Annotated in this window: 21 protein-coding genes and 1 pseudogene; 5 read left to right on the top strand and 17 right to left on the bottom strand. The window is 66.2% G+C overall.

Annotation, left to right across the window (positions count from 1 at the left end; genetic code table 11):
• Positions 1–33: 33 nt before the first annotated feature.
• Complete coding sequence (locus tag MVF76_RS12055) at positions 34–2,076, bottom strand: hypothetical protein (RefSeq protein ID WP_297529464.1); 2,043 nt, start codon at positions 2,074–2,076, stop codon at positions 34–36.
• 84 nt (positions 2,077–2,160) lie between these two features.
• Positions 2,161–3,051 (bottom strand): cysteine synthase CysM, encoded by an 891-nt coding sequence (gene cysM, locus MVF76_RS12060; protein ID WP_297529466.1) that lies wholly within the window; start codon positions 3,049–3,051, stop codon positions 2,161–2,163.
• Between the two features lie 215 nt (positions 3,052–3,266).
• Here cysM and MVF76_RS12065 point away from each other — a divergent pair, with 215 nt between their 5' ends.
• The 4 genes from MVF76_RS12065 (at position 3,267) to MVF76_RS12080 (ending at position 12,760) form a co-directional block, all read left to right on the top strand.
• Complete coding sequence (locus MVF76_RS12065) at positions 3,267–5,372, top strand: TonB-dependent receptor plug domain-containing protein (protein WP_297529468.1); 2,106 nt, start codon at positions 3,267–3,269, stop codon at positions 5,370–5,372.
• 15 nt (positions 5,373–5,387) lie between these two features.
• Positions 5,388–6,335 (top strand): ABC transporter substrate-binding protein, encoded by a 948-nt coding sequence (locus tag MVF76_RS12070; RefSeq protein WP_297529470.1) that lies wholly within the window; start codon positions 5,388–5,390, stop codon positions 6,333–6,335.
• The gene (locus MVF76_RS12075) at positions 6,335–9,055 is read left to right on the top strand and encodes an ATP-binding protein (protein WP_297529472.1); all 2,721 of its coding nucleotides are present in this window, start codon (positions 6,335–6,337) and stop codon (positions 9,053–9,055) included. Before MVF76_RS12070 ends, MVF76_RS12075 begins: the two co-directional genes overlap by 1 nt.
• Before the next feature lie 171 nt (positions 9,056–9,226).
• A complete protein-coding gene (locus MVF76_RS12080) occupies positions 9,227–12,760 on the top strand; it encodes a sensor domain-containing protein (RefSeq protein WP_297529474.1) in 3,534 nt (1,177 codons plus the stop codon).
• Positions 12,761–12,815: 55 nt separating this feature from the next.
• Here MVF76_RS12080 and acpS read toward each other — a convergent pair whose 3' ends face one another.
• The 14 genes from acpS to rpoE all read right to left on the bottom strand — a co-directional run bounded on the left by acpS (position 12,816) and on the right by rpoE (position 23,980).
• Positions 12,816–13,226 carry a holo-ACP synthase gene (gene acpS, locus MVF76_RS12085; RefSeq protein ID WP_297529476.1) on the bottom strand — a complete coding sequence of 137 codons (411 nt, stop codon included), beginning with the start codon at positions 13,224–13,226 and terminating at the stop codon, positions 12,816–12,818.
• Positions 13,223–13,978 (bottom strand): pyridoxine 5'-phosphate synthase, encoded by a 756-nt coding sequence (gene pdxJ / locus MVF76_RS12090; RefSeq protein WP_297529478.1) that lies wholly within the window; start codon positions 13,976–13,978, stop codon positions 13,223–13,225. The genes acpS and pdxJ overlap by 4 nt, the downstream gene beginning before the upstream one ends.
• Positions 13,975–14,721, bottom strand: a complete 747-nt coding sequence (gene recO / locus MVF76_RS12095; protein WP_297529480.1) for a DNA repair protein RecO — start codon at positions 14,719–14,721, stop codon at positions 13,975–13,977. Before recO ends, pdxJ begins: the two co-directional genes overlap by 4 nt.
• Positions 14,722–14,842: 121 nt before the next feature.
• A complete protein-coding gene (gene era / locus MVF76_RS12100) occupies positions 14,843–15,748 on the bottom strand; it encodes a GTPase Era (RefSeq protein ID WP_297529482.1) in 906 nt (301 codons plus the stop codon).
• 7 nt (positions 15,749–15,755) lie between these two features.
• Positions 15,756–16,451, bottom strand: coding sequence for a ribonuclease III (rnc, locus tag MVF76_RS12105; protein ID WP_297529504.1), 696 nt, complete (start codon positions 16,449–16,451; stop codon positions 15,756–15,758).
• On the bottom strand, positions 16,448–16,795 hold the full coding sequence (locus MVF76_RS12110; protein WP_297529483.1) for a DUF4845 domain-containing protein: 348 nt from the start codon (positions 16,793–16,795) through the stop codon (positions 16,448–16,450). Before MVF76_RS12110 ends, rnc begins: the two co-directional genes overlap by 4 nt.
• A gap of 43 nt (positions 16,796–16,838) precedes the next feature.
• On the bottom strand, positions 16,839–17,645 hold the full coding sequence (lepB, locus tag MVF76_RS12115) for a signal peptidase I (protein ID WP_297529485.1): 807 nt from the start codon (positions 17,643–17,645) through the stop codon (positions 16,839–16,841).
• Between the two features lie 37 nt (positions 17,646–17,682).
• Positions 17,683–19,488, bottom strand: a complete 1,806-nt coding sequence (gene lepA / locus MVF76_RS12120) for a translation elongation factor 4 (protein WP_297529487.1) — start codon at positions 19,486–19,488, stop codon at positions 17,683–17,685.
• A 103-nt stretch (positions 19,489–19,591) separates the two neighbouring features.
• Complete coding sequence (locus MVF76_RS12125) at positions 19,592–19,831, bottom strand: glutaredoxin family protein (RefSeq protein WP_297529489.1); 240 nt, start codon at positions 19,829–19,831, stop codon at positions 19,592–19,594.
• A gap of 44 nt (positions 19,832–19,875) precedes the next feature.
• On the bottom strand, positions 19,876–21,309 hold the full coding sequence (locus MVF76_RS12130; protein ID WP_297529491.1) for a DegQ family serine endoprotease: 1,434 nt from the start codon (positions 21,307–21,309) through the stop codon (positions 19,876–19,878).
• Between the two features lie 67 nt (positions 21,310–21,376).
• Positions 21,377–21,868 carry a SoxR reducing system RseC family protein gene (locus MVF76_RS12135; RefSeq protein WP_297529493.1) on the bottom strand — a complete coding sequence of 164 codons (492 nt, stop codon included), beginning with the start codon at positions 21,866–21,868 and terminating at the stop codon, positions 21,377–21,379.
• Positions 21,865–22,851 carry a MucB/RseB C-terminal domain-containing protein gene (locus MVF76_RS12140; protein ID WP_297529495.1) on the bottom strand — a complete coding sequence of 329 codons (987 nt, stop codon included), beginning with the start codon at positions 22,849–22,851 and terminating at the stop codon, positions 21,865–21,867. Before MVF76_RS12140 ends, MVF76_RS12135 begins: the two co-directional genes overlap by 4 nt.
• Positions 22,838–23,389 (bottom strand): sigma-E factor negative regulatory protein, encoded by a 552-nt coding sequence (locus tag MVF76_RS12145; protein WP_297529497.1) that lies wholly within the window; start codon positions 23,387–23,389, stop codon positions 22,838–22,840. The genes MVF76_RS12140 and MVF76_RS12145 overlap by 14 nt, the downstream gene beginning before the upstream one ends.
• A gap of 6 nt (positions 23,390–23,395) precedes the next feature.
• Positions 23,396–23,980, bottom strand: a complete 585-nt coding sequence (rpoE, locus tag MVF76_RS12150) for an RNA polymerase sigma factor RpoE (RefSeq protein ID WP_297529499.1) — start codon at positions 23,978–23,980, stop codon at positions 23,396–23,398.
• 162 nt (positions 23,981–24,142) lie between these two features.
• Here rpoE and nadB point away from each other — a divergent pair, with 162 nt between their 5' ends.
• Positions 24,143–25,780 carry an L-aspartate oxidase gene (gene nadB, locus MVF76_RS12155; protein ID WP_297529501.1) on the top strand — a complete coding sequence of 546 codons (1,638 nt, stop codon included), beginning with the start codon at positions 24,143–24,145 and terminating at the stop codon, positions 25,778–25,780.
• Here nadB and MVF76_RS12160 read toward each other — a convergent pair.
• Positions 25,777–25,908, bottom strand: a pseudogene (locus MVF76_RS12160) (IS481 family transposase); the annotation flags it as partial. The gene nadB and the pseudogene MVF76_RS12160 overlap by 4 nt on opposite strands.

Here is a 25,908-nt window from a genome sequence, read left to right on the forward strand (position 1 = left end):
GAAGCGACTGAACGGCGGCTGAACAGTCGCGGCTCAGCGGACTTCCGGCGCGCCCTGTTGCGTGGCTGCCTTCAGCCGCGCCACCAGCGCGGTCCAGTCGACCTCGTCGGCATAGCCGATGATGTCGATGCGCGGCGGCAGCAGGCGGCCCTTGACCAGGTAGTAACCGTCCTTCGCCGGTGCGACGCCACGCATGTGGCAGACGCCGTTTTCCAGCCGGCAGCCGATGCCCAGGCGGGCATACGGAAATTCCTCGAACAGGCCGAGAAAGCCGCGCGACAGCGCGCCGCCGATGCCGCCCCCGCCGATGCTGGAGAGGTTGTCCACCGCCCGCTGGCTGATGCGGTGCCGCGAGCGGTCGTCCTCCGGGGTGCGGAACCAGGCGTCGAAGGCCACCGGCCGCCAGCGGACCATGCGCAGCCCCTTGACCTCGCCGTCCAGCCGCCCGGTGATCTTACCAAAGGAGAAGGTGCGGGTGAGTTGTTCCAGGTCGAGATCGTCCAGGCGGATGTCGGCCGCCAGCCGCGGCACCAGCCCGAAAGGCCGTTCCAGGCGCAGGTTGCGCACCGTGAGGCTGCCGTCAAAGGCCTGTGCCAGCAACACGCCACCAACCGTCAGTACGCCGTCTTCGTAATGCACCTCGGGTACTACCCCGGACAGCCGGCCCGCCAGCAGCGGCCAGTCCAGCGCCTGCGACAGGCGCTCCAGCGAGACCGGGGTGAGGATGGCGTCGAAGTCGAACACCATGTCCGGCCGGCCCGGCCGCCGGATGCGCCAGGTGTCGACCACCAACCGGCCGTCGAACACCGGGATGCTGGCCGACTCCAGCAGCCGGAAGCTGTCGCCCTCGTTACGGATCCGCAGGCGGCTGGCACCCAGCTCGATGCGATACAGTCGCCCGGCCGACCAGGCGACGGTGGAATCACGGCCCTCGGCGGCATCCCAGGCGATCCGGGCGGCAAGGCCCTGGAAGGCCAGCCGGTCCTGCCGATCCTCGATGCGTCCGTCGGCGAGGTCGAGCGAAAATGCCGTCAACTGCCCGGCCCGCCAGCGCGCCGTGCCCGCGATCCGGCCGGCCGCATCCAGATCCCCGCCCAGGGTGCCGAACAGCCAGGGCTGAACATAGAGCGGATAGAGCGTTTCCAGTGCGGCGCCTGAAAGCGACAGGTCCAGATCGACGGGCCGGCCGGTGCCGTCCAGTCGACCCCGGCCTTGCAGAAGACCGACCCCCGGCTGCGATGCGCGCAGGGCTTCCAGGGTCCAGCCGTCGCCATCCCCGGCTGCCCGGACCCGCAGTGCCGCGGGGTACTCGGCGAAGTCCACGCCGACCGGGTCGGCGTAGAGATAACCGGCTTCGAGCTGGAGTTCGCCCGCAAGCTGCCAGCCCCTGCCCTGCGGCGAGGCCTCCAGCCGGGCGTGGCCGACAAGCCCCTCCGCGGCCAGGGTGCCGGCGGCATTGCCGAAACCCACGCCCGCCGGCGCAAGCTCGATCTGCGCCCGCGCCAGCCGCGCCTGCTGCCCGCGCGCGTCCAACCGCAGCCCGAGCCGGCCCTGGGCCTGGGCCAGCGGCGTGGCCAGACCGAGCCGGCCCGCCAGGGCAAGCAGCGCGGGGGCGTCCAGCGAACGGCCGTCGAGGACCAGCCGCCAGCCGTAGGGACCGTGCCGGGCGCGAAAGCCGAACGCCAGTTGTCCGAACCGCAGCCGGCCGGCCTCCAGGGCCAGCACACCGGTCACGGGATTCAGACGCAGGCGAGCGGAGAGCTGGACAGGCTGACCCTCAATACGCGCCACGCGCAGACGGACGCGGGGACAGACCCAGTCGGCCCCCTCGAAGCGCAGCGCGTCACAGGCGAGTTCCAGACCCGCCATGGGTCTATCGTTGACGCGGGCCTCGGCCACGGACAGCAGCAGCGCCGGGGCGGTGCCCGCCAGCGACAGGCGCGCGCGTACCGAATGCAGGCTGAGGCCGGGGCCTTCGAGGTCGGCGAGCCCGATCTCCAGACTGTCGAAGGCCTGCGCGGCCGGTGCCGACAGCAGCAGGACGCAGAACAGAGGGGCCAGCAGGCGGGCATTCACCGCTTGGCCCGCATATTGCGCCGGGGCGACCCGAGGCCGGCTGCAAATACGCCAGCACCTGCGGCCCCTGGTGCAGCATGCGGGTCAGGCGGGGAACACACCGGTCGAGAGGTAGCGATCCCCGCGGTCGCAGATGATGGTGACGATGACAGCGTTCTCGAGCTGCGCGGACAGCCGCAGGGCGGCGGCCACGGCCCCGCCCGAGGAGATGCCGCAGAAGATGCCCTCGCGTGCGGCCAGGGCGCGGGTGGTGTCCTCGGCGGTCTGCTGGTCGACCTCCATGATGCGGTCGACCCGCGAGGGGTCGTAGATGCGCGGCAGGTATGCCTTCGGCCAGCGACGGATGCCGGGTATGGAGGACCCCTCGGTGGGCTGCACACCGATCACCTGCACGCCCTGATTGCGCTCCTTGAGGTAGCGCGAGGTGCCCATGATGGTGCCGGTGGTACCCATGGAACTGACGAAGTGGGTGATCGCGCCCCCGGTGTCGCGCCAGATCTCGGGGCCGGTGGTCTCGTAGTGGGCGAGCGGATTGTCGCGGTTGGAGAACTGGTCGAGCACCTTGCCCTTGCCCTCTGCCTGCATCTGCAGGGCCAGGTCACGCGCGCCCTCCATGCTCTGTTCCCGGCTGACAAGCATGATCTCGGCACCGTAGGCCTTCATCACCTGGCGCCGCTCCACACTCATGTTCTCGGGCATGATGAGAATCAGCCGATAGCCCTTGATGGCCGCGGCCATGGCCAGGGCGATGCCGGTGTTGCCGCTGGTGGCCTCGATCAGGGTGTCGCCGGGGCGGATGTCGCCGCGTTCCTCGGCATGGCGGATCATGGACAGTGCCGGGCGGTCCTTCACCGAGCCGGCCGGGTTGTTGCCCTCCAGCTTGACGAGGACGACATTGCTGGTCTCCCCGGGCAGGCGCTGCAGCCGTACCAGCGGGGTGTTGCCCACGAAGGCTTCGAGTGTCGGAAAGTCCATGGCGCTCAGTGTACTGCAAGCCCGGCCGGGGCCGAAACCGCCGCGCCTCGGCAGCTTTTTGACGCCCCCGGACAAAACCCGCATATTGGAACTTCGGGCACGGGCATGCCCGTATCCGCGGACATGGTGGAACACCGGCGGCAGGGACAGGGCCGCACGCCAGGGAAAGGCCCATGAACATAATGAACGACGCTTTCGACCGAGGAGAGAGACCCATGGCATCGTCCCTGCGCGGCCTGATGGCGGCCGCCTGTCTGCTGATACCGCCAACGCTGGCGGCCGACACCCTGACTCTGGCCGGCCTCACCGAGGAGGACTACTACCTGACCCGTTACCCCGTGGTACTGGCCGCCACCCGCCTGCCCCAGCCCCAGTACCGTACGCCGGTGGCCGTGACCGTGATCGACCGCGCCATGATCGATGCCAGCGGTGCCCTCGACATCCCCGACCTGCTGCGACTGGTGCCGGGGTTCCAGGTTGCCCATGCAAGCGGAAACACGGTAACCGCCACCTATCACGGCCTCGCCGACGAAAACGCGCGTCGCATGCAGGTACTGGTGGACGGGCGCCCGGTCTACAGCCCCGCCATCGGTGGCGTACGCTGGACTGACCTGGCGCTGGACATCCAGGACGTGGAGCGCATCGAGGTGGTACGCGGACCCAACACCGCCGCCTACGGCGCCAACGCCTTTCTCGGTGCCATCAACATCATCACCCTGGATCCCAGCCAGGCGCCCCGTGCCCACCTGCTTGCCGCCGCGGGCAACAAGAACATGCGCAAGCTGTTCGGCCGCGTAGCCGGTCGCATCGGCGCCATGGAGTACCGGCTGAGCATGGGCCGGCGGCTGGACGACGGCTTCCAGTCCTATGTCGAGGAATCCAACGGCCTGACCTTCCAGCGCCGTGACCGCTTCCGGCTCACCCTGCTCAATTTCCGCGGCGACTACATCGCGCCCAACGACGACCAGTGGAATATCCAGTTCGGTTTCAATCTGGGCCCGCGGGAAACCGGGGACGAGAACGACCCCGTATTCGACCCGCCCCGCGACCGCGAGGTACAGACCGGCTTCCAGCAGCTCCGCTGGACCCGTACCACCGATGCCGGTCACGAATTCACGCTCCAGTTCTATCACAACCGCTTTCGCAACCGGGAACGCGTAACCCTGCCACCCCTTTCCGAGATCGATCCTGCATTGCTGATCCTTTTCGGCCAGCCCGATCAGGTGATCTCCACCCAGATCGGCACCACCGAGGAACGTTTCGAACTCGAGTTCCAGCATACCCTGCCTGCCTTCGCGGGGGCGCGGCTGCTCTGGGGTGCCAGCAGCCGACTGGACCGGAACTGGAGCCCGGGCTACTACAACCGTGACGACTACATCGAAACCCACCTGCAACGCCTGTTCGGCACCCTGGAGTGGGCGGTCACCCCGCGCCTGAATCTCAACCTCGGCGCCATGCTGGAACATGCCTCGCTGGGCGGCAGCCATGCCTCGCCGCGACTGGCACTGAACTACCAGTGGCGCGAGAACCATGGCTTCCGCGCCGGCATCTCCCGGGCCGTTCGCATGCCGACCGTGATCGAGTCCTATCAGGATCTGGCCTTGCGCTTCTACGACGGGACCCTGATCGACCAATTGTTCAAGGGCAACGACAGGCTGGATGTAGAACGCCTGACCTCCTTCGAACTGGGCTACCTTGGCCGTTTCCCGAAGCAACGTCTGACGCTCGACGTCAAGGCCTTCCACAACGAGCTGCGCGATCGCATTACCGCGGTGAAGGACAAGGCCTTTCCCGAACCCGATTTCCCCGGTGACGAACCGGCAGGGTGCAGCCCGCCGCTGTTTACCAATGCACTGGTCTATGTCAACAGCGGGGCGATGGAACTGAACGGTGCCGAACTTGCCGTGAGCTGGCGCCCGCGCCTGCGCACCCTGGTAACCTTCAACTACGCGTACGCTCGCGGCAAGGGCTGGGCACTGGACACCATCAACAACTTCTGCGATCCATGGCAGACCGAGAACCTTCAGGACGATGTGCCCACCCACACCCGCAGCCTGTTCGTCATGCACCGGCTGCCCGGCGAGATCGACGTCAGCGCCACCTGGTACAAGGTCAGTGCCATGAAATGGCTGGGCAACGGCGACAAGCTGGGTCCCCAGGACCGTCTCGACCTGCGCATCGCGCGCAGCTTCCATCATGGGGGCCTCAAATCGCAGATCGCGCTCACGGTCCAGAACGCACTGGACGAGTACCGCGACTTCCGCGACGAGAACATCTTCGATACCCGCGCCTATCTCGAATACGCCGTGTCGCTGCCCTGATCCGATGCCGCCGCCATGAGCCACCCCGCTGCCATTTCCGCTACCGCCCGGAGACCTGCCCTCCGGCGCTGGCTGCTGGCGGGGCTTGCGCTGCTGCTCGCGGCTGCACCCCTGCATGCCGCCGACGTCGGCATCCTGCTCAGCGACGAGGCCCCGCTGTACCGCCAGCTCGCCAGGGACATCGGCAAGCGTCTGCGGGCCGCCCGACCGGATCTTGCCATCGAGGTCCGGGTCCGAAACGGCGTCCTGGCACAGGGGGCGCGCCTCAACATCGCCATCGGCACCCGTGCCGGGGCCCAAATGATGGCCGCGGGCACCGAAACCCCGCTGCTGGTCACCCTGATCCCGCGTGCCACCTTCCGTGAACTGGCGCAGCGCCTGACGCCGAAGGCAACACGGCGCATCAGCGCGCTCTACATAGACCAGCCGCCCCGGCGCAGCCTGGCACTGCTGGAAGCACTGCTGCCGCCACCGCGCCGGGTCGGCGTGCTGGTGGGTCCCCGGAGCCGCTACCTGGTTCCGGAACTCGAGTCGGCCGCGGGCACCCAGGTCATCGTCCAGGCGGCCGATCCCGCCGCCCCCCTCATCGACCAGCTCGAGCGCCTGCTGGACCGTACCGACAGCCTGCTCGCCGTACCCGATCCCGAACTCTACAACCGCGAGACGCTCAAGCCCATCCTGCTTACCACCTTCCGCTATCGCCAGCCGCTCATCGGCTTCTCGCGGGCCTATGTCCGCGCGGGTGCACTCGCCGCACCCTATTCGGCACCCGGCCACCTGGCGCGCGACGCCGCCGAAACCGCGCTGGCGCTGCTGGAACCGGGTGCACGGGCCGTGGTGCGGGCGCCCGCCTATTTCGACATCGCCCTCAACCGGCAGGTTGCCCGCTCGCTGGGTATCCGCCTGCCGGACATCGACGACCTGCGCGCCCGGCTCGGCGCGATACCGGAGGAAACGCTCTGATGCTCAAGAGCATACACAGCCGCATACTGCTTGCCGTGCTGCTGCCGTCGGTGCTGACTGCCGTGGTGCTGGGCACCTTCTTCAGTCTCACCCGGCTGGACGATCTTCGCCGCTCGCTGGAGGCACGCGGCCAGGCGATCGCCAACCAGCTGGCGCCGGCCGCCGAATACGGCGTGTTCGCGGGCAACATCGACATCCTGCGCAATCTGGCCGAGGCCACGCTGGCCGAACCCGACGTAGTCGCCATCCATATCTACGACGTCGACGGCACACTGCTGGTCACCACGGACAGGAACACAGCCACCTCCGAAGACCTGCTGTTCACCGCGCCCATCGAAATCCACCCGGTCGCCGTAAGCGACTATGAACAGACGGCCAGCGATGTCAGACCTCTGGGCCGGGTGGAGGTATTGCTGTCGGGTGCCAGCACGCTGGCACGACAGCGCGACATCGTGTTCACCGGCGTTTTCATCACCCTGCTGCTGGTCCTGGCCGCCATCTTCGTGGCCCTGCGCGTCAGCCGCGGCGTGGCCACGCCCATCGAACAGATGATCGGTGTGGTACAGCGCCTGGGTGCGGGCAACCTGCGGGCACGCGCCCGCACCGGCGCCTCGGGCGAGCTGGGCAAGCTCGAGCGCGGCATCAACCAGATGGCCGCGGCACTGGAGCAAGCCCAGAACGAGCTGCAGGGACAGATCGACCAGGCCACCGCGGAACTGCGCGAGACACTGGAAGCGGTCGAGATCCAGAACGTGGAGCTGGACCTGGCCCGCAAGCGCGCGCTGCGCGCCAGCCGGGAAAAGACCGAGTTCCTGGCCAACATGAGCCACGAGATCCGCACCCCCATGAACGGGCTGCTGGGCTTTGTCGACCTGCTGCTGCGCACGCCACTCAACCCGGAACAGCGCGACTACACCACCACCATCCGCAAGTCGGCCACCAACCTGCTGGTGATCGTCAACGACATCCTCGATTTCTCCAAGATCGAGTCCGGCAAGCTCACCATAGAACCTGCGCCCTTCGAGCTGCGCGAGGCCATGGAGGACTCCGTGGACCTGATGGCCCCGGTGGCACACGAGAAGGGCCTGGAACTGGTACTGCTCATCTATGCCGACGTACCGAACGAGCTGCATGGCGACTCCAACCGCATCCGCCAGATCCTGCTCAACCTGATTGGCAATGCCATCAAGTTCACCACGCACGGCAGCGTGGTGGTACGCGCCATGCTCGACGAGTCCGACGAAGCGGCCGGGGAAACCGGCTGGGTGCGCCTGCGCATCAGTGTCACCGACACCGGTATCGGCCTCACCCAGGCCCAGAAGAGTCGCCTGTTCCAGCCCTTCAGTCAGGCGGACACCTCGATCACCCGACGCCATGGTGGCACCGGCCTGGGACTGTTCATCTGCAAGAACCTGGTGGAACAGATGGGTGGTGAGATCGGCGTCGAGAGCACGCCCGGCGAAGGCGCGACCTTCTGGTTCACGCTGCCGCTGGAGGTGCGCGAAGGGAAGACCAGCCCCGAAACCAGCTGCATCCATGGGCTGCGCCGCGCACTTGTCTACGACGGTCATCCCCTGGCACGCCTGGCCATCCGTCATCCTCTGGAGTCGTGGGGCATCGAGGTGGAGGAAGCCGGCGATCATGTCACGCTCAACCAGGCCGCGCAGGCCATCCGCGGCGGCGAGCGCGATATCGATCTCATTGTGGTCGGCCTGTCACCCGAAAACTCGGACGAGTACCAGGTGCAGGAACTGTTGCGCGAACTGATGCCGGCGGGTCGGCCACTGCTTTTCCTGATCAACAGCTTCGAACGCGACCGGCTGGACGAGGTCATGGCCCTGGGTGCCGACGCCTGTCTGCCCAAGCCGCCACGCCGGGAAGCCCTGCGCAGTGCCGTCTGCCGCATCCTCGGCCAGCCCGATCAGAGCACCCGCCCCTTCGTCGAACGCCGCAAGTCGCCGCGACCCCGGATGCCCGACATGCGCGGCGCCCGCATCCTGGTTGCCGACGACAACGAAATCAACCGCAGCCTGATCGAACTGCAGTTGCAATCACTGGGCGTGGAAGTGGACAAGGCCGACAATGGCCAGACCGCGCTGGAGCTGGCGCGCGAGAACGCCTACGACCTGATTCTCATAGACCTGCACATGCCGATCATGAGCGGCGACATGGCTGCGCGCGAGATCCGTGCCGGCGGCAACCCCAACCAGTACACGCCCATCATCGCGCTCACCGCCAACGTCTTCAGCGGCGAGTCCGAGCGTCTCGACGAGGCCGGCATCAACGAATGCCTGATCAAGCCCATCTCCGAGTACCGGCTGTGGGAATGCATGCGCCGCTGGACCGGCCGCACCATCGACTCGCCGCCCGAGGACCTGCGCGAAGCCCAGGGGTCAACCGAGGCAGACGACCATCCGTCCAGCACCCTCGTCCGCGACCTGCGCCGCATGCTCGCCGAGGAACTGCCCGAGCAGACGCGCGCCATCGAGGCCGCCTACACCCGGTGCGACTGGCCGGCCCTGCGCGATGCCGCCCACAAGCTCAACGGCTCTGCCGCCTACTGCCAGATGGACGACCTCAGGCAGGCTGCCTCAGCCCTGGAAAAAGCCGCCCATTACGCCAACCCCCGACAGATCGAACAGGCCCTGGATGTCTGCCGCAGGGCCATTCAGACAGCCCGGGAACTGCTGGACAAGCCGAATGGCTGCAAAAATCCGTAGGCTGGTCGGCATATTGCACCAGAGACTGCGGATGATGGCGGCTTTGCAGCCGGCTCGGGACGCACTGGCGCTCAAGCCGTTTCCCGACACGGCAGGCCCGGAACCGGAATCCCCGCACGCGCCATGGGCCGCTGGTATCGCCGGCCGCCATGGATGACTGGCAAATCCCCAATGCTGGTTTACACTGTGGTCATGCGGGCACCCTTCTGGCCATCGAGCAACACCCATTTCCATTCAGCCAGGGCCGCTCCCGCCGCACAACCCTGGCGTTTCTGGCTGTTCCTTGCCTTCGGCCCGTTGCTGTTTGCCGGCAGCCTGTACTGGCTGGACATACCCGAACGCCTGCGCCACGAGCAACTGGGTCAGCAGGCGATACGCGAACTCGATGTCATGCGCCGCCCGTTGCTGGACATCAAGCGGCAGGAAGTCGCCCTGGTTTCGATCCTGGACCAGCAGCCGTCCCGGGCACCTGAACTCGAACAGGCGATCCACCGGGCCGATCTTCAGATCGACCGTTTCCAGCGGGCCGGCGCCTACAATCCGGAACTCGCCGGGCGCATCGAACGTTTCGCTGCCCGCTACGGCTCATGGGTCTCCACCTTGCGCCATCTGGCGATGCATGCCGACGGCAGGCCGGACGAGCACGGCATTGTTCAATACCTGAACCAGGCGGAACAACGGTTCCTCGCAACCATGAATGCCCTGGGTGACTGCGAGGAACCGGTTCACGATGACATTCACGACGGCCAGCAGGCCGTATACCAGTTGCAGATGGCCACCGGACTGCTGGCCTTCTACGTCTTCCTGCTGATCCTTCTTTACCAGCGCGCCGTGACCCGGGCCGTCAGCGACCAGGAAAAACAGCTATCCATCACCCTGCAATCCATCGGCGACGGCGTCATCGTGACCGACACCGCGGGCCGGGTGACCCGTATGAACCCCTTGGCCGAGAACATGACCGGCTGGACCCTCGAGGAAGCCCGCAACCGGCCAATCAGCGAGATTTTCGTCATCACCAATGCGGAAACCGGCGCCACCGTGGAAAATCCGGTGCTTCGGGTACTGCATGAAGGCACCATCGTGGGGCTGGCCAACCATACCGTGCTGACCGCCCGCGACGGTACGCGACGGCAGATCGCAGACAGCGGCGCGCCCATCCGCGATCACGACGATCAGCTGCACGGTGCGGTTCTGGTATTCCGGGACGTCACCCGCGACTACGAACTGCGGCAAGCGCTCCAGGAACACGCCGAACGCCTGGACCGCATCCTGGGTGCCGCCATGGATGCCGTCGTCGTGGCCGATGAGCATGGCACCATCCTGGAATGGAACCCCCAGGCGGAACGCCTGTTCGGCTTTCCACGCACTGACGCCATCGGCAGCACGCTGCACGAATTGATCATTCCGCAACGCTACCGCGAGGCGCACCGCCAGGCCATCGAGAGGCGTATAAGGGACACGGACGGCGAAGCGGTCGCCCGCCGCATGGAAACCGAAGCCCTGCACAGGGACGGTCATGAATTCCCCGTCGAACTGTCGGTCACCCAGTTGCATCAGAGCCAAGGCTGGCTGTTCTGTGCCTTCATACGCGACCTCAGCGACAAGAAACGCGCCGAGGCAGCGCTGAAAAAGCATTCGCTCCAGCTTGCCGAGGCCCAGCGTCTGGCCCAACTGGGGAGCTGGGAGCTGGACTTGAGGCATGACCGCCTGGACTGGTCGGACGAGATGTACCGGATTCTGGAACTGGATCCGAAGGCCTTCTCGCCAAGCCATGAGGCATTTCTGGGTTTCGTGCACCCCGAGGACCGGGAACGGCTGAATCGCGCCTACCGGGAATCCGTGGAAAGGAAGCGCAACCTCGACATCACCCACCGGCTGCTGCTTGCAGACGGTCGTATCAAGCATGTGCATCAGCGCTGCGAAACCCATTACGACGCCGACGGCAATCCGCTGCACTCGGTGGGCACGATGCAGGATGTCTCGGCCAGCGTCGAACTGCAGGAGGAATTGCGCCTGGCCGCCACCACCTTCAACAGCCATGCCGGCATCCTGATTACCGATCGCGACAACAGGATTCTGCGCGTCAATCCCGCCTTCGAGGCCATGACCGGCTACAGTGCCGAGGAGCTCGTGGGCAAGAACCCGCGCATACTGAAATCGGGGCGCCAGGACGAAAACTTCTACAAGCACATGTGGTCGGTCATCGACCGGACCGGCCAGTGGTCGGGAGAACTCTGGAACAAGCGCAAGGACGGCAGCCTGTATGCCGAGATGCTGACCATCACCGCGGTGCGAAACGACGCGGGCGAGGTCACCCATTATGTCGGTACCACCCAGGACATCACCGAGCGCAAGCGCGCCGAGAGCCGGGTGGAACACCTGGCCTATCACGATGATCTGACCGGCCTGGCCAACCGCCGCCTGCTGCACGATCGCCTGCAGCGCGAGCTGGCAGTCGCCCGACGCCACTCGGCTTATGGCGCGCTGCTGTTCATCGACCTGGACCGATTCAAGCACCTCAACGATGCCCTGGGTCATCCGGTCGGCGACGAACTGCTGCGTCAGCTCGCCCGGCGCTTCACGGACATCATGCGCACCGAGGACACCGTGGCGCGCCTGGGCGGGGACGAGTTCGTCTTCATTCTGCCGGCCGAGAACAAGGATCTTTCCCAGGTGGGCTTCGAAGCCCAGGCGGTGGCCGAGAAGATTCTGGAACAGGTGGCCAGGCCGTTTGACCTCAATGGCCACCGCTATCACATCACTGCCAGCGTCGGGATCGTATTATTCCCGGAAGCCGACGAAGACGCGGACGACGTACTGAAGCATGCCGATACTGCGCTGTATCGCGCGAAGGAAGACGGACGCAACACGGTTCGTTTCTACCAGCCCAGCATGCAGGCAGCCGCCAACGCCCGCCTGGCGCTGGAAAAGGATCTGCGTGCGGCACTGGAACTCGGGCAGTTCGAGCTGCATTACCAACCCCAGACCGGTCTGAAAGGCCATATCGTCGCGCTCGAGGCCTTGATCCGCTGGCAGCATCCGGAACGCGGCCTGGTCGCGCCCGACACCTTCATTCCCGTTGCCGAGGAGACCGGGCTGATTCTCGAAATCGGCAACTGGGTGCTGCGCACTGCGGTCCGGCAATTCCATGGGTGGCTGCGGGATGGTACCGGTCGGCATCTGCGGCGCCTCGCCATCAACGTCAGCCCGCGCCAGTTCCACCAAGGCAGTTTCACTGACCAGGTCATCGAAATCTGCAAGGACGCCGGCCTGGGCCTCGACTTCATCGAGCTCGAGATCACGGAAGGCATGCTCATGAGCCGCCTCGGCGATACCATCGAGAAAATGACGGAACTCCGGACCCGCGGCATCCGTTTCGCCATCGACGACTTCGGCACCGGCTATTCGTCGCTGAGTTATCTGAAGCGACTGCCGCTGGACGCCCTCAAGATCGACCGCTCTTTCGTACGCGACATCGTCTCCGATCCCAATGACGCCGCCATCGTCGACACCATCATCGCCATGGCAAGGCACCTGGACCTGGGCGTCATCGCCGAGGGGGTGGAATCCGACCCGCAGCGGGAATTCCTGAGGGACAAGGGTTGCGAGTGTTTTCAGGGCTATTACTACAGCAGGCCCGTACCCGCCCGGGAGGTGCCCGAGTTGTTGCGGGCCGGCAGGCTTCCCCCCGCTTCCAGCGACTGACCCGCCCGCCTGCCTGGTCGGGAACTGAGGCGCCCGTGGCAGCCAGCATCCTGAATCAAGGGCTGCGGACAGCGGCCTTCCCAAGGTCACCGCCCTCTACCACCACAAAGGCCACTGCATACTCCTGCTCGTCGGTGAGCGAGAGATGGATGCGGCCAACGCCCATCTGCTCGGCCTGGTCGCGGGCGGCGCCCGTGAGCTGGAGTTCGGGCTTGCCGAGGTCGTCGCGGTGGACGACCACGTGGCGGGGGCGAATACCGTCGCGGAAACCGGTGCCCAGCGCCTTGACCAGGGCCTCCTTGGCGGCGAAACGCTTGGCGAGAAAGGCGGCGGGACGCGCGGCGCGCATGAAGTCGTCCAGTTCGGAGCGGGCCAGCAGGCGGATGGCGAAGCGGGCGCCATGGCGCGACAGCGCAGCCTCCATGCGCTCGATGCGGACGATATCGGTGCCGATGCCGAGGATCATCCGGCACGCGCGGCAAGCATGAGCCGCTTCATTTCACGCACGGCCTCTTCCAGCCCGGTGAACAGGGCGCGGGCGATGATGGCATGGCCGATGTTGAGTTCATGCACGTCGCGCAGTGCGGCGACGGGGGCGACATTGTGATAGTGCAGGCCGTGCCCGGCATGCACCCGCAGACCGAGATCGGTCCCCTGCTCGACGGCGGCGACGATGCGCCGGAACTCGGCCTCCTGCGGCGCGCCGGGCTCGGCATCGGCATAGTGACCGGTGTGTATCTCGATGCAGGGTGCGCCGACCTCGGCGGCGGCCTCGATCTGGGCGGGGTCGGCATCGATGAACAGGGACACCCGCACGCCGGCCTCGGCGAGCCGGGCACAGGCCTCGCGCAGACGGTCCTTCTGGCCACGCACGTCCAGTCCGCCCTCGGTGGTCAGTTCCTCGCGCCGCTCGGGCACCAGGCAGCAGTCGGCCGGACGCACGCGCTCGGCGATGGCGAGCATCTCCTCGGTGACGGCCATTTCCAGGTTCATGCGCGTCTGCAGCGTCTCGCGCAGGATCTCCACGTCGCGTTCCTGGATGTGGCGCCGGTCCTCGCGCAGATGCAGGGTGACACTGTCGCCACCAGCCTGCTCGACGATGGCGGCCGCCTGTACCGGGTCGGGATAGCGGGTACCTCGCGCCTGACGCAGGGTCGCGACATGGTCGATGTTGACGCCGAGCTGGATGGAGCTGGGGCTTTCCTGAAAGTGGATCATGGGGTCGTGGGGCTCCTGGTCTTGCTGCGCAGCAGTGCAGCGAGCACTTCGCGGGTCTTGAGGGGTCGGTCGCCCAGGTAGAGTGCCAGCGCGCGGCGCAACAGCCGGCGGCACTCCTGCAGGGTCCGTTCATCTTCGAGATTTTCCCGCGCCAGCGCAAGCAGGCTGGCGCCCTGGATGCCTTCGCTGCCGATGCCCGCGTCGCGCACCGGGCCGCGTTCCAGCTCATAGCGATAGCGTGCGCCGGCCTCGACGGGCATGCCGCTGTCGGCCTCGACATCCAGCAGCAGGCCGTAGCCGAGACCTTCGAGCAGGCGCTTCTCGAACAGCCGCAGAACCGGCTGGGGATCGGTCTCGCCGGCCCGGGCCAGGGCCTTGAGTGTCTGATGGTAAAGCTCGAAGAGCTCGGGATGCGGGTCGTCACGGCGCAGCAGGCGCAGCATGAGTTCATTGACATAGAAACCGGAAAACAGCGCTAGCCCCTTGAGCGCCAGTACACTGCCTTGCGCTTCGGCGCCGGTCAGCGTGCCCAGCTCGCCATGCCGCCGCCACGACAGCAGCAGCGGCTGGAAGGGCTGCAGCAGCCCCTGGCCACGGCCGCGCCCTCCGCGCCCGCCACGCGCAACCAGACCGGTACGGCCATGTGACGCCGTGAACACCTCCAGCAGCAGGCTGTTGTCGCGGTAGGGCCGCCGGTGCAGCAGCAGACCCGGTTCAAGGTCGATGCGTTCGCGGTCAATCACGGGCGGCATCCCGGATTGCGCCTCGCTTCATCCGGGCTGCCGGGTTCGGAACAGAAGCACAAGCTGCTGCGGCAGCCCGAACGCAGGCCATGGTCGAAAACCCCGAATGGAGAGACATGTCTCAACGCCCATGCTCATCGATGCCCAGGCTGCGCAGGGCACGCTCGTCGTCTGCCCATCCTTCCTTGACCTTGACCCACAGCTCGAGGAAGACCTTGCGATCGAACAGACGCTCCATGTCCTCGCGTGCCTCCCGGCCGACCTTCTTCAGCATCTGTCCCTGCCGACCGATGACAATGCGCTTATGGCTGTCGCGCTCGACCCAGATCAGGCCATTGATGCGCAGCAGCCCCCCCGCCTCCTCGAAGCGCTCGATCTCCACCGTCAGGCCATAGGGCAGTTCCTGGCCAAGGTGGCGAAACAGCTTCTCCCGGATCAGCTCGGCGGCCAGGAAGCGCTCGCTGCGATCGGTGATCTGGTCTTCCGGGAAACAGGGCTCGGACTCGGGCAGGCGGGCAATGACCTCCTGCTCCAGCGCAGCCAGGTTGTCGCCGCGCAGCGCGGCCAGCGGCACCAGCGCGGCAAAATCGTGACGCCCGGCGAGCGCCTGCAGCCAGGGCAGCAGCTCACGCCGGTCGCGCAGGCGGTCGATCTTGTTGACGGCAGCGATCACCGGCTGGCCGGCCGCCTTCAGCCGTTCCAGCACCAGTTCGTCCTCGTCGGTCCAGCGGCCTGCTTCCATCACCATGACGATGACATCCACGTCCAGCAAGGCATCCAGTGCGGCGCGGTTGATGGCACGGTTGAGCGCCTTGCGGCCCGGCCTGTGAATGCCGGGCGTATCGACGTAGACGATCTGTGCCTGTGGCAGCGTCCTGATGCCGAGGATGCGGTGGCGCGTGGTCTGCGGCTTGCGCGAGGTGATGCTGATCTTCTGGCCGATGAGGCGGTTGAGCAGGGTCGACTTGCCCACGTTGGGGCGTCCGACCAGGGCCACGAAGCCGCAGTGAAAGGGTTTGCCGGTCATGGGTTTCTCAAGCGCGGGTTGCAGCGGGATCGGCCTCGAGGCGCGCGAGCATCGCAGCGGCAGCCTGCTGCTCGGCCTTACGGCGGCTGCGGCCGCTGGCCCGGACCCGCTGCCCCAACGCCGGTATGTGACATTCCACGTCGAAGGTCTGGGCGTGGGGTTCGCCATGCACCGCGATCACGTTGTACTCCGGCAGTTCAAGCTGGCGGGCCTGCAGAAACTCCTGCAGGCGGGTCTTGGGATCCTTCAGTTCGGCTGCGGTGGGCAGGGTCTCGAAGCGCTCGGCGTAGAGTCGCAATACCAGCGTGCGGGCGGCCTCGAAACCGCCATCCAGATATACCGCGCCAAGAATCGCTTCCAGCACATCGGCGAGAATGGAGTCGCGGCGATAGCCGCCGCTCTTGAGCTCGCCGGAACCCAGCCGTACATGTTCGCCCAGCTCCAGCTCGCGAGCCAGCTCGGCCAGCGTGGTCTTGCGCACCAGCGAGGCACGCAGGCGGCTGAGCTCCCCCTCGCGGTAGTCGGGAAAGCGCTCGAACAACTCTGCCGCGACCACCAGCCCCAGCGCAGCGTCACCGAGAAATTCGAGGCGTTCGTAGTTGTAGCGGCCGGCACTGCGGTGGGTCAACGCCTTGTCGAGCAGGTCGGGATCCCCGAAACGATAGCCGAGCTTCGCCTGCAGGGATTCCAGGTCCTTCATCAGCGATGGACGATTTCTACCGACTTGTCGAACTTCGTCACTGCATCGACGTTGCCCAGAACAGGCACCCGGACCTCGTACTTGACGGAAACGATGGTACGGCCTCTGTCGCGAGTGATCTTGACCTCCTTCGCCTTCACATGCTCGACATCGTTGATGTCGAAGCGACGACTGATGAGGGTGCGGATCTCTCCCGGCGACTTTTGCGTGATGCCGGGTTCGTTCTTGAGCGACTCCAGGGTGCTCTCGACCTTGAAGTACTCGAGATAGTTCGGCACCAGGCGCAGCACCAGGATGGCAAAGAAGGCGATCAGGCCGAGGACGACCAGCCAGCTGATGAGAGTCATGCCCCGCTGTTGCTCGCGCATGCGAATTACCCCGCTCCGATTCTCAGTGTATGGTCTCGCCGATGCGGCGCCAGGTGATCCGCTTCGCCGTGGCATCCCAGTTCATCCAGATCATGAACGCCTTGCCGACGAGGTTCTGTTCCGGGACCGGTCCGAAGTAGCGGCTGTCCCGACTGTTGTCCCGATTGTCGCCCATCATGAAGTAGTGTCCTGGCGGCACCACCGTTTCGCCCTCGACACCCGGCACCCCGGGCCGCACCAGGATCTCGTGACGCACGCCCATCAGATCCTCGATGCGATGGCTGGCGCCGGTGCTGGCAATCCCTGCGCCGGATCCCACATAGGTGCCTATGACTTCCTGCGGCATGGGCTTGCCGTTGATATAAAGGATTTTGTCGCGATAGGCAACACGATCGCCAGGCACCCCCACCACGCGCTTGATGTAGTCGACGGAGGGATCCTCGGGATAGCGGAACACCACCACGTCGCCGCGCTGCGGTTCGCCGACCTCGATGATCTTGGTGTTGAGCACCGGCAGCCGGATGCCATAGGCGAACTTGTTGACCAGGATGAAGTCACCCACCAGCAGGGTCGGCATCATGGATCCGCTGGGAATGCGGAAGGGTTCAGCCAGAAAGGAACGCAGCAGCAAAACGATGAGAATGACCGGAAAGAAAGCGCGCGCATACTCGACCAGCACCGGCTCTTTGAGCACCCGCTCGCGCTCAGGCTCGGGCAGCGCGGCAGCGCGCTGGCGCCGGCGTGGCGCCAGCAGCAGTGCGTCCAGCCCCCAAAGGGCGCCGGTTATGAAAGTGGCCAGTACCAGGATCAGCGGAAAATCGAAGTTCATGCCTGTGGTTCCTTGAGGGGGTTGCCTTCCATGCGATTCACCTGTTCTTGCCCACGTGCAGCACGGCCAGGAAGGCGGACTGCGGGATCTCCACCTTGCCGAACTGCTTCATGCGCTTCTTGCCGGCCTTCTGCTTTTCCAGCAGCTTGCGCTTGCGGGTGATGTCGCCACCGTAGCACTTGGCGGTGACGTTCTTGCGCAGGGCCTTGACCGTGGTGCGGGCGATGACGTGGGTGCCGATCGCCGCCTGGATGGCCACATCGAACATCTGCCGCGGAATCAGTTCCTTCATGGTCTCGGCCACTTCGCGGCCACGGCTCTGCGCCTGGTCGGCATGCACGATCATGGACAGGGCGTCGACCCGCTCGCCGTTGATGAGAATGTCCAGCTTGACCAGATTCGCCGGCTGGAAGCGCAGGAAGCTGTAGTCGAAGGAGGCATAGCCGCGGCTGGCCGACTTCAGCCGGTCGAAGAAGTCCAGTACCACCTCTGACAGCGGCAGCTCAAAGGTCAGCGACACCTGCTTGCCCATGTACTGCAGATTCTTCTGCACGCCGCGTTTCTCGATGCACAGGCCGATGACCGCCCCCAGGTAGTCCTGCGGGACCAGGATGTTGGCAAGGATGATGGGCTCGCGGATTTCGCTGATCTGGTTGACCGGGGGCAGCTCGGCCGGATTGTCGATCTCGATCACCTCGCCGCGGGTAGTCTCCACCTGGTAGACCACGGTCGGCGCGGTGGTGATGAGATCGAGATTGTATTCGCGCTCCAGCCGCTCCTGCACGATCTCCATGTGCAGCATGCCGAGAAAGCCGCAGCGGAAACCGAAGCCCAGCGCCTGGGAGTTCTCCGGTTCGAAGTGCAGCGAGGCGTCGTTCAGGCGTAGCTTCTGCAAGGCGTCGCGCAACGCCTCGTAGTCGTCGGACGCCACCGGGTACAGGCCGGCGAACACCCGTGGCTGCACCTTCTGAAAGCCGGGGAGGGGCTCGCTGGCGGGCCGGTCGGCCAGGGTCAGGGTATCGCCCACCGGGGCGCCGTCGATCTCCTTGATGCCGGCAATCACGAAACCCACATCGCCCGCAGTGAGCACGTCACGCTCGGCGCGCTTGGGGGTGAACACGCCGACACTGTCGACCACGTGGCTGCGCCCGGTGGACATGACCAGCATCTTCTGCCGCTTGCGCAGCGAGCCCTGCTTGATGCGCACCAGCGAGATCACGCCCACATAGGCATCGAACCAGGAATCGATGATCAGCGCCTGCAGCGGCGCCTCCGGATCGCCTTCCGGTGGCGGGATGCGCTCGATCAGCGCCTCCAGGATGTCTTCCACGCCCTCCCCGGTCTTGGCGCTGGCGCGCACGGCATCGTGCGCCTCGATGCCGATGATCTCCTCGATCTCCTCGATCACCCGGTCGGGGTCCGCCGAGGGCAGGTCGATCTTGTTCAGCACCGGCACCACCTCCAGGCCCATCTCGATGGCGGTATAGCAGTTGGCCACGCTCTGGGCCTCGACGCCCTGCGCGGCATCGACCACCAGCAGCGCGCCCTCGCAAGCGGCCAGCGACCGCGATACCTCGTAGGAAAAATCGACGTGACCGGGCGTATCGATGAAGTTGAGGCGGTAGGTCTCGCCGTTTCGCGCCCTGTAGTCCAGGGTGACGCTCTGCGCCTTGATGGTGATGCCGCGCTCGCGCTCCAAGTCCATGGAGTCCAGCACCTGCTCGGCCATTTCGCGCTCGCTCAGCCCCCCGCAGATCTGGATGAAACGATCGGCGAGGGTGGATTTGCCATGATCGATGTGGGCGATGATGGAGAAGTTGCGGATGTGGCTGAGATCGGTCACGAATGCCTGCCTGCGACGACACGCCGCGCGGTCGCCGGAAATGGAATCCTGTCTGATACGGTGTGCGGGGTAAGCCCTTGTATGGGCGAAGGATTATACACACTCAGACGGGGGACAGATAGCGCCTGAAGGCGACCTCGTCAAAAAACGGGCTGCAGACTTCTTCAGCGCCGGCCACCAGCACCGGTACGCGCGTGCCGTAGCGCTCGACCAGCGCGGGATCGGTGTCGATATCAATCACTTGCAGCTCGAACGAGGCCTGTTCGCGCCAGCGCAGCAACTCCGCCTCCATGTCCTGGCAGAGATGGCAGGCGGGGCGTCCGTAGAGCACGAAGACCGGCATGGTGAAGGGGAGGCCCGGGAAAGGATTCTCCCGGGCCCCTTGCCTCAGTCCTTCGGAATGCGCACCGCCAGGAACAGCGGCCCCGCGCGGCGCTGGACCAGCACCGGTACCGTGCTGCCCGGCTTCGCCGCCTCGACCAGCTCGCGGAAATGCTCGACGTCCTTCACCTTCTTGTTGGCGAACATCACGATCACGTCGCCCTTGCGGATGCCGGCCTTGGCACCGGCGCCCTGCTCCAGCTCGGTGACCAGCACGCCACCCTTCTCCAGGTCGAGATCCTCGCGCAGTTGCGCGGGCACCTCGGTCACAGCCAGGCCGATGCGGTTGGTACGCTCGACAGGTGCCTTGCCCGGTTCGGCCTCGGCGACCTGCTCGTCCTCCAGCTCGCCCAGGGTCACGAACAGTTGCTTCGGCTTGCCGTTGCGCAGCACCTTGACCGCGACCCGCTCGCCCACCGGCGCGCTGCCCACCATGGGCGGCAGCTTGGCCGAGGTCGTCACCTCGCGGCCGTTGAACTCGACGATGATGTCACCGACCCGGATGCCCGCCTTGTCCGCCGGACTGTCCGGCACAACCTTGGACACCAGCGCGCCGATGGGCTTGTCCATGCCAAAGGATTCGGCCAGGTCGCGGGTCACGTCCTGGATGAGCACACCCAGCCAGCCGCGGCTGACCTTGCCCTTGGTCTTGAGCTGCTCGGCGACATCCATGGCCACGTCGATGGGAATGGCGAAGGACAGGCCCATGTAGCCGCCGGTGCGCGAGAAGATCTGCGAATTCACGCCAACCACTTCGCCGTCCATGTTGAACAGCGGCCCCCCCGAATTGCCGGGGTTGATGGCGACATCGGTCTGGATGAAGGGCACATAATTCTCCCGCGGCAAGGCCCTGCCCTTGGCGCTGACGATACCGGCGGTTGCCGAGCGTTCGAAACCGAACGGCGAACCGATGGCCAGCACCCACTCGCCCACTTTCAGCTTCTCGGCACTGCCCAGTTTGGCAACCGGCAATCCGGCGGCCTCGACCTTGAGCAAGGCGATGTCGCTGCGGGCGTCGGTGCCCACCACCTTGGCGCTGTACTCGCTACGGTCATACAGCCGCACCACGATCTCGGTCGCGTGCTTGACCACATGGTTGTTGGTCAGGATGTAGCCATCGGAGGAGATGATGAAACCGGACCCCAGCGACTTGGTTTCCTCTTCCCGCTCCTCGCCCTGGCCGTCGCCGAAGAAATGCTTGAACAGGTCGTTGAACGGACTGTCCTCGGGCAGATCGGGCACTTCGATGCCCGGCGGCAGGCCGCCGAAGCGACGCTTGACCAGCTGGGTGGTGCTGATATTGACCACAACCGGCGAGCTTTCCTCGACCAGTTCGGAAAAATCCGGCAGCGAGCGGGCCTGGGCCTGCGCTGCCAGGGAAACCAGCAGCACGCCCACCAGCCAGGCAGTCGCGCGCTTGTATAGTGCGTAATCCTTCATTGCTTCTCCTGGAGACAAGGTTTCGTTTGTTGTCCGCCTGTTTAAAGGGTCTCGTTCCCCGCGCGGATCATCCCCCGGATGCGACCGGACCGATGCCGGAGACCGGGGATTCCGTTGCCAGCCGCCGCAACACCACGGGCTGGAAACGGGTATCGGCCTGGACGCGGCGCGCGAAACGCCGCACCCAGGCCAGTCCGGCCAGGAAACCGGCCAGACCCGCGAGCAGCGCGGCGGCCTCTCCGGACCACAGCATCCGCTGCCCGAGCAGTTCTCCCAACAGACCGCCGGCGAGCAGCCCCGCCAGCGGCACCAGATACACCGCCAGCGACCCCTTGACGAAGGCATCCTCGCGCAGACCGATGAGCACGGTATCGCCGACCTGCATGCCTTCGGGCGCCACGGCGCGCACCCGTGCCCGACGCTGACCATACACCTTTGCCAGCACCGAGGTCCCGCAACCGGCCTTCGCGGCACAACTGCCGCAGGCACTCTGGCGCTGCGTCTCGACCCAGACAAAGCCGGGTTCGACCGCCACTACTGTAGCCGATTCCTCGATCATCGGCGCCGCATGCCTTCGGCGATGCGCTGCACCGTGACCGGCGGCACCTCCCCAACCACGGTGACGTGCACCCCGTCGCGGCTCAGGCCCATGGCACTGACCGCGCCCATGCGCGACAGCCCCTGCAGGCGTTCATCCGGATCTTCCGCACGCTCCACGTAGACGGACACCGCAGCCAGACCATCACTGTAGACCATGTGCTCGACCCGTGCCGAGCGGCCCGGCATGCCATGGCGGTTATGGTGCCTCAGGCTGAATCCCGGCGGCAGCCAGCCGGCTTCCCAGCTCATGGCTGCGTGGGTTTCCATCTCCTGCTCCCGGCCCTCGTCGTCGCCGATGTGCCGGAAGGTGCGCCCGTCCAGCGTGGGCAGCAGTTCCTCGTCGGCGATGCGGTCGCTGATTTCCAGCTCCGTGAACATCATCTGTTCGACCGGGATTCCCTCGGGTGTGAGCAACTCGAACCGCAGCGGCAGCCGCGAGGGATCGGCCAGCCAGACCCGGTAGCCGTACCGATAGGTGTCGCGCGGGCGCACTGCCACCACTTCGCAGGGCTGGCCGGCCACGCGGTCGCGGCCAACGCGCAGAAATTCATAATGGGCATCCAGTGCATCCAGATCCTCGGGAAACCCGGTGTTCAGGGGCGTACGCGGAAAATTGCGATCCACCATCACCGCCTGGCTGTCGGGCATGATGCAGACGACGCCCTCGGCGTCACGCAGAATCTCCCGCGCCGCCCCGGTGAGCGCCAGCAGACGCTCCCGCGCCTCGTCCCCTTCGACGCGATGCACCAGCCGCATGGCCTCCATCTGGCCGTCATGGAAATAGACGAAGGTGCCGCGAAAGCTGGTGCGTTGCACCGCCTCGTTCATATCCATCAGCAGCCGCTGCGCGGATTCGTCGGCGCGCGCGCTCGGGGAAACCGCCAGCAGCAAGACCAGCAGGCCGGGGACAAGGCGGGAAAGGGGGTTTCTAGCGAACGGCATTCGGACCCTGATCGTAGCCGGCGATCCGCACATGGGGCGCTATGGGCGCAAACCCGGCCCTTACGGCGTATTCGCTGTGATTGACCAGATAGGGGTTGAGACGCTCGGCCAGTCCCCGGTCCACACCCTGCCAGCGGGTGCCCGCCACGCGCCGGAACTGATCCGCGGCGGGTGCCGCCGCCAGCGTGGCCCCTGGCGCCTCGGCGGAGGGCGTGTCGAGACGCTGGGCCACCAGCACTGCCGCCAGCGCCACGCTGGCGGCGATGGCGGCGCCGCCCAGCGGCCGCAGCCAGCGCAGATGCCGGCCACCACGGACAGGCGGTTCGTCATCCAGGGCGGCCATCACGCGGTCCGCCAGATCGGGTGCAAGCCGGTCGGGCAGCCGGCAATGCAGGGCATCGGCGATCAGATGGTAGCGGTCCCAGCGGGCGCGCAGCCCGGGCTCGCGTTGCAGCCGCGCCAGCAGCAGGGCCTGCTGCTCGGCCGGCAATTCACCGTCCATCCAGGCGGAAATCTGTTCGTCTATGGTTTCTTTCATGTCCTGCTACCTCTCCGGCTCCAGCAAGGGTCGCAGCCGCTTCTCGATGGCCTCGCGGGCCCGGAAGATCCGCGAACGCACGGTCCCGATGGGGCATTCCATGGCCTCGGCGATCTCCTCGTAGCTCAGCCCCTCCAGCTCGCGCAGCACGATGGCGGTACGCAGATCCTCGGGAAGATCCTCGATCGCCGCCTCCACGGTCCGGCCGATCTCGGCGCTCAGCACTTCGTGCTCGGGCGTGGCGTATTCCTTCAGACCCGACTCGCCCTCGAATTGTTCCGCGTCCGCGGCATCGATGTCGTCACCCGGCGGCCGCCGCCCCTGGGCGACCAGGTGATTCTTGGCCGTATTGATGGCGATCCGGTACAGCCAGGTGTAGAAGGCACTGTCCCCCCGAAACTTCGGCAGCGCGCGATAGGCCTTGATGAAGGCCTCCTGGGCGACGTCCTGGGCATCGGCCGGATTGTGCACGTAGCGGGTCACCAGCTGGACGATGCGGTGCTGATACTTGCGCACCAGCAGGTCGAAGGCCCGCTTGTCCCCCTGCTGGACGCGCTCGACCAGCGCCTGGTCGGTATTCCGGTCTGACATCCACCCCTCTCGAACCCGCCATCGCCTGGCGCACCCCTGCCCGCTGGACCTCCGCCCGGCGGGCGTTCGCCAGCCACCGGGGATTGCGGTAAGGTACGTTCCAAATCAGTGCCTTCCGGCAGCCCAGACTTTACCGATCCGATACGGGGACCACAAGCCGGCATGTCAGCAGAAAGCCACGACGTTCTGGTCATCGGCAGCGGCGCCGCCGGGTTGCGGCTCGCCCTGGAACTGGCCGACCGCGCCCGGGTGGCCGTGCTGGCCAAGCGCAGTCTCACCGAGGGCAGCACCTACTATGCCCAGGGCGGCATCTCGGCGGTACTGGCCGAGGACGATTCCTTCGAGTCGCACATACAGGACACGATCAATGCCGGTGCCGGCCTCTGCCACCCCGAGGTGGTGCGCCACGTGGTCGAGAACGGCCCGGCGGCCATCCGCTGGCTGATGAACCACGGCGTGAACTTCACCCGCGAGGGGCCGGACCCCGATGCCCCGCTGCATCTCACCCGCGAGGGCGGCCACTCCCACCGCCGCGTGGTGCATGCCGCCGACGCCACCGGCCGCGTGCTGGAGACCTCCTTGCTCGAATGCGCCCGCGCCCATCCCAACATCGATCTGTTCGAGCGCCACATCGCCATCGACCTGGTCACCGAGGCCAAGCTCGGCCTGGCTGGCGACCGCTGCCTGGGCGCCTATGTACTGGACCGGGACGCCGGCCACGTGAAGGTGTTTGCCGCGCGCTGCGTGGTGCTGGCCACCGGCGGCGCCAGCAAGGTATACCTCTACACCAGCAACCCCGACACCGCGAGCGGAGACGGCATCGCCATGGCCTGGCGCGCCGGCTGCCGGGTGGCCAACATGGAATTCAACCAGTTCCATCCGACCTGCCTCTATCATCCGCAGGCCAAGTCATTCCTCGTCACCGAGGCGGTGCGCGGCGAGGGTGGCGTCCTGCGTCTGCCCGATGGCGAACGCTTCATGGACCGCTTCGACCCACGCGGCGAACTGGCGCCGCGCGACATCGTCGCCCGCGCCATCGACCATGAGATGAAGCGACTGGGCGCCGAATGCGTCTATCTGGACATCAGCCACAAGCCCGCCGATTTCATCATGTCGCACTTTCCCACCGTCTACGAGCGCTGCCTGGCCTTCGGCTTCGACATGACCCGCGAGCCCATCCCGGTCGTGCCGGCCGCGCACTACACCTGCGGCGGGGTGATGACCGACCTGCATGGCCGCACCGACCTGCCCGGCCTCTACGCCATCGGCGAGACGGCCCACACCGGCCTGCATGGCGCCAATCGCATGGCCAGCAACTCGCTGCTGGAGTGCCTGGTATTCGGCCAGGCCGCGGCCGCGGACATCGGTGCCCGGCTGGACGACATTCCCGAGCCGCCCGCGCTGCCGCCCTGGGACGAATCACGGGTAACCGATTCCGATGAGGAAGTGGTCGTCAGCCACAACTGGGACGAGCTGCGGCACTTCATGTGGGACTACGTGGGCATCGTGCGCACCAGCAAGCGGTTGCAGCGCGCGTTGCGCCGGGTAGACATGCTGCAGAACGAGATCCACGAGTACTACAGCAACTTCCGGGTCACCAACGACCTCATCGAACTGCGCAACCTGGTGCTGGTGGGGGAACTCATCATCCGCTCGGCGCAGGCGCGGCGCGAATCCCGCGGCCTGCACTATACCCTGGACTACCCCCGTCCCGACGACAGCCATCCGCCGCAGGACACCGTTCTGGTTCCGCCGCGTCCACGCGCCATCCAGAGTCTGGCCTGGGCCGACAATCGCTAGCTGTGTAAACCCACCAGGTTGTTCACAGCTGGCAGCCGGCTGATGGGCGGGTGGTAGTCCAGGCTAGCATGAGGGCGATGCCAGTTGTACTGGTGGAGCCAGCGGGGGAGATGGCTCGCCCGCTGTTC

It is taken from the genome of Thiohalobacter sp. (assembly GCF_027000115.1).
GTDB lineage: Bacteria > Pseudomonadota > Gammaproteobacteria > Thiohalobacterales > Thiohalobacteraceae > JALTON01.

Bases quoted from the DNA above. Each gene is read 5' to 3' on its own strand.
- MVF76_RS12070 (WP_297529470.1), top strand. From the start codon at position 5,388: ATGAGCCACCCCGCTGCCATTTCCGCTACCGCCCGGAGACCTGCCCTC.
- MVF76_RS12140 (WP_297529495.1), bottom strand. From the start codon at position 22,851: ATGCCGTTCGCTAGAAACCCCCTTTCCCGCCTTGTCCCCGGCCTGCTG.
- MVF76_RS12075 (WP_297529472.1), top strand. From the start codon at position 6,335: ATGCTCAAGAGCATACACAGCCGCATACTGCTTGCCGTGCTGCTGCCG.
- MVF76_RS12145 (WP_297529497.1), bottom strand. From the start codon at position 23,389: ATGAAAGAAACCATAGACGAACAGATTTCCGCCTGGATGGACGGTGAA.
- MVF76_RS12065 (WP_297529468.1), top strand. From the start codon at position 3,267: ATGGCATCGTCCCTGCGCGGCCTGATGGCGGCCGCCTGTCTGCTGATA.
- lepB (WP_297529485.1), bottom strand. From the start codon at position 17,645: ATGAACTTCGATTTTCCGCTGATCCTGGTACTGGCCACTTTCATAACC.
- MVF76_RS12110 (WP_297529483.1), bottom strand. From the start codon at position 16,795: ATGACTCTCATCAGCTGGCTGGTCGTCCTCGGCCTGATCGCCTTCTTT.
- MVF76_RS12080 (WP_297529474.1), top strand. From the start codon at position 9,227: ATGCTGGTTTACACTGTGGTCATGCGGGCACCCTTCTGGCCATCGAGC.
- nadB (WP_297529501.1), top strand. From the start codon at position 24,143: ATGTCAGCAGAAAGCCACGACGTTCTGGTCATCGGCAGCGGCGCCGCC.
- cysM (WP_297529466.1), bottom strand. From the start codon at position 3,051: ATGGACTTTCCGACACTCGAAGCCTTCGTGGGCAACACCCCGCTGGTA.
- pdxJ (WP_297529478.1), bottom strand. From the start codon at position 13,978: ATGATCCACTTTCAGGAAAGCCCCAGCTCCATCCAGCTCGGCGTCAAC.
- MVF76_RS12130 (WP_297529491.1), bottom strand. From the start codon at position 21,309: ATGAAGGATTACGCACTATACAAGCGCGCGACTGCCTGGCTGGTGGGC.
- era (WP_297529482.1), bottom strand. From the start codon at position 15,748: ATGACCGGCAAACCCTTTCACTGCGGCTTCGTGGCCCTGGTCGGACGC.
- MVF76_RS12125 (WP_297529489.1), bottom strand. From the start codon at position 19,831: ATGCCGGTCTTCGTGCTCTACGGACGCCCCGCCTGCCATCTCTGCCAG.
- acpS (WP_297529476.1), bottom strand. From the start codon at position 13,226: ATGATCCTCGGCATCGGCACCGATATCGTCCGCATCGAGCGCATGGAG.
- rpoE (WP_297529499.1), bottom strand. From the start codon at position 23,980: ATGTCAGACCGGAATACCGACCAGGCGCTGGTCGAGCGCGTCCAGCAG.
- MVF76_RS12135 (WP_297529493.1), bottom strand. From the start codon at position 21,868: ATGATCGAGGAATCGGCTACAGTAGTGGCGGTCGAACCCGGCTTTGTC.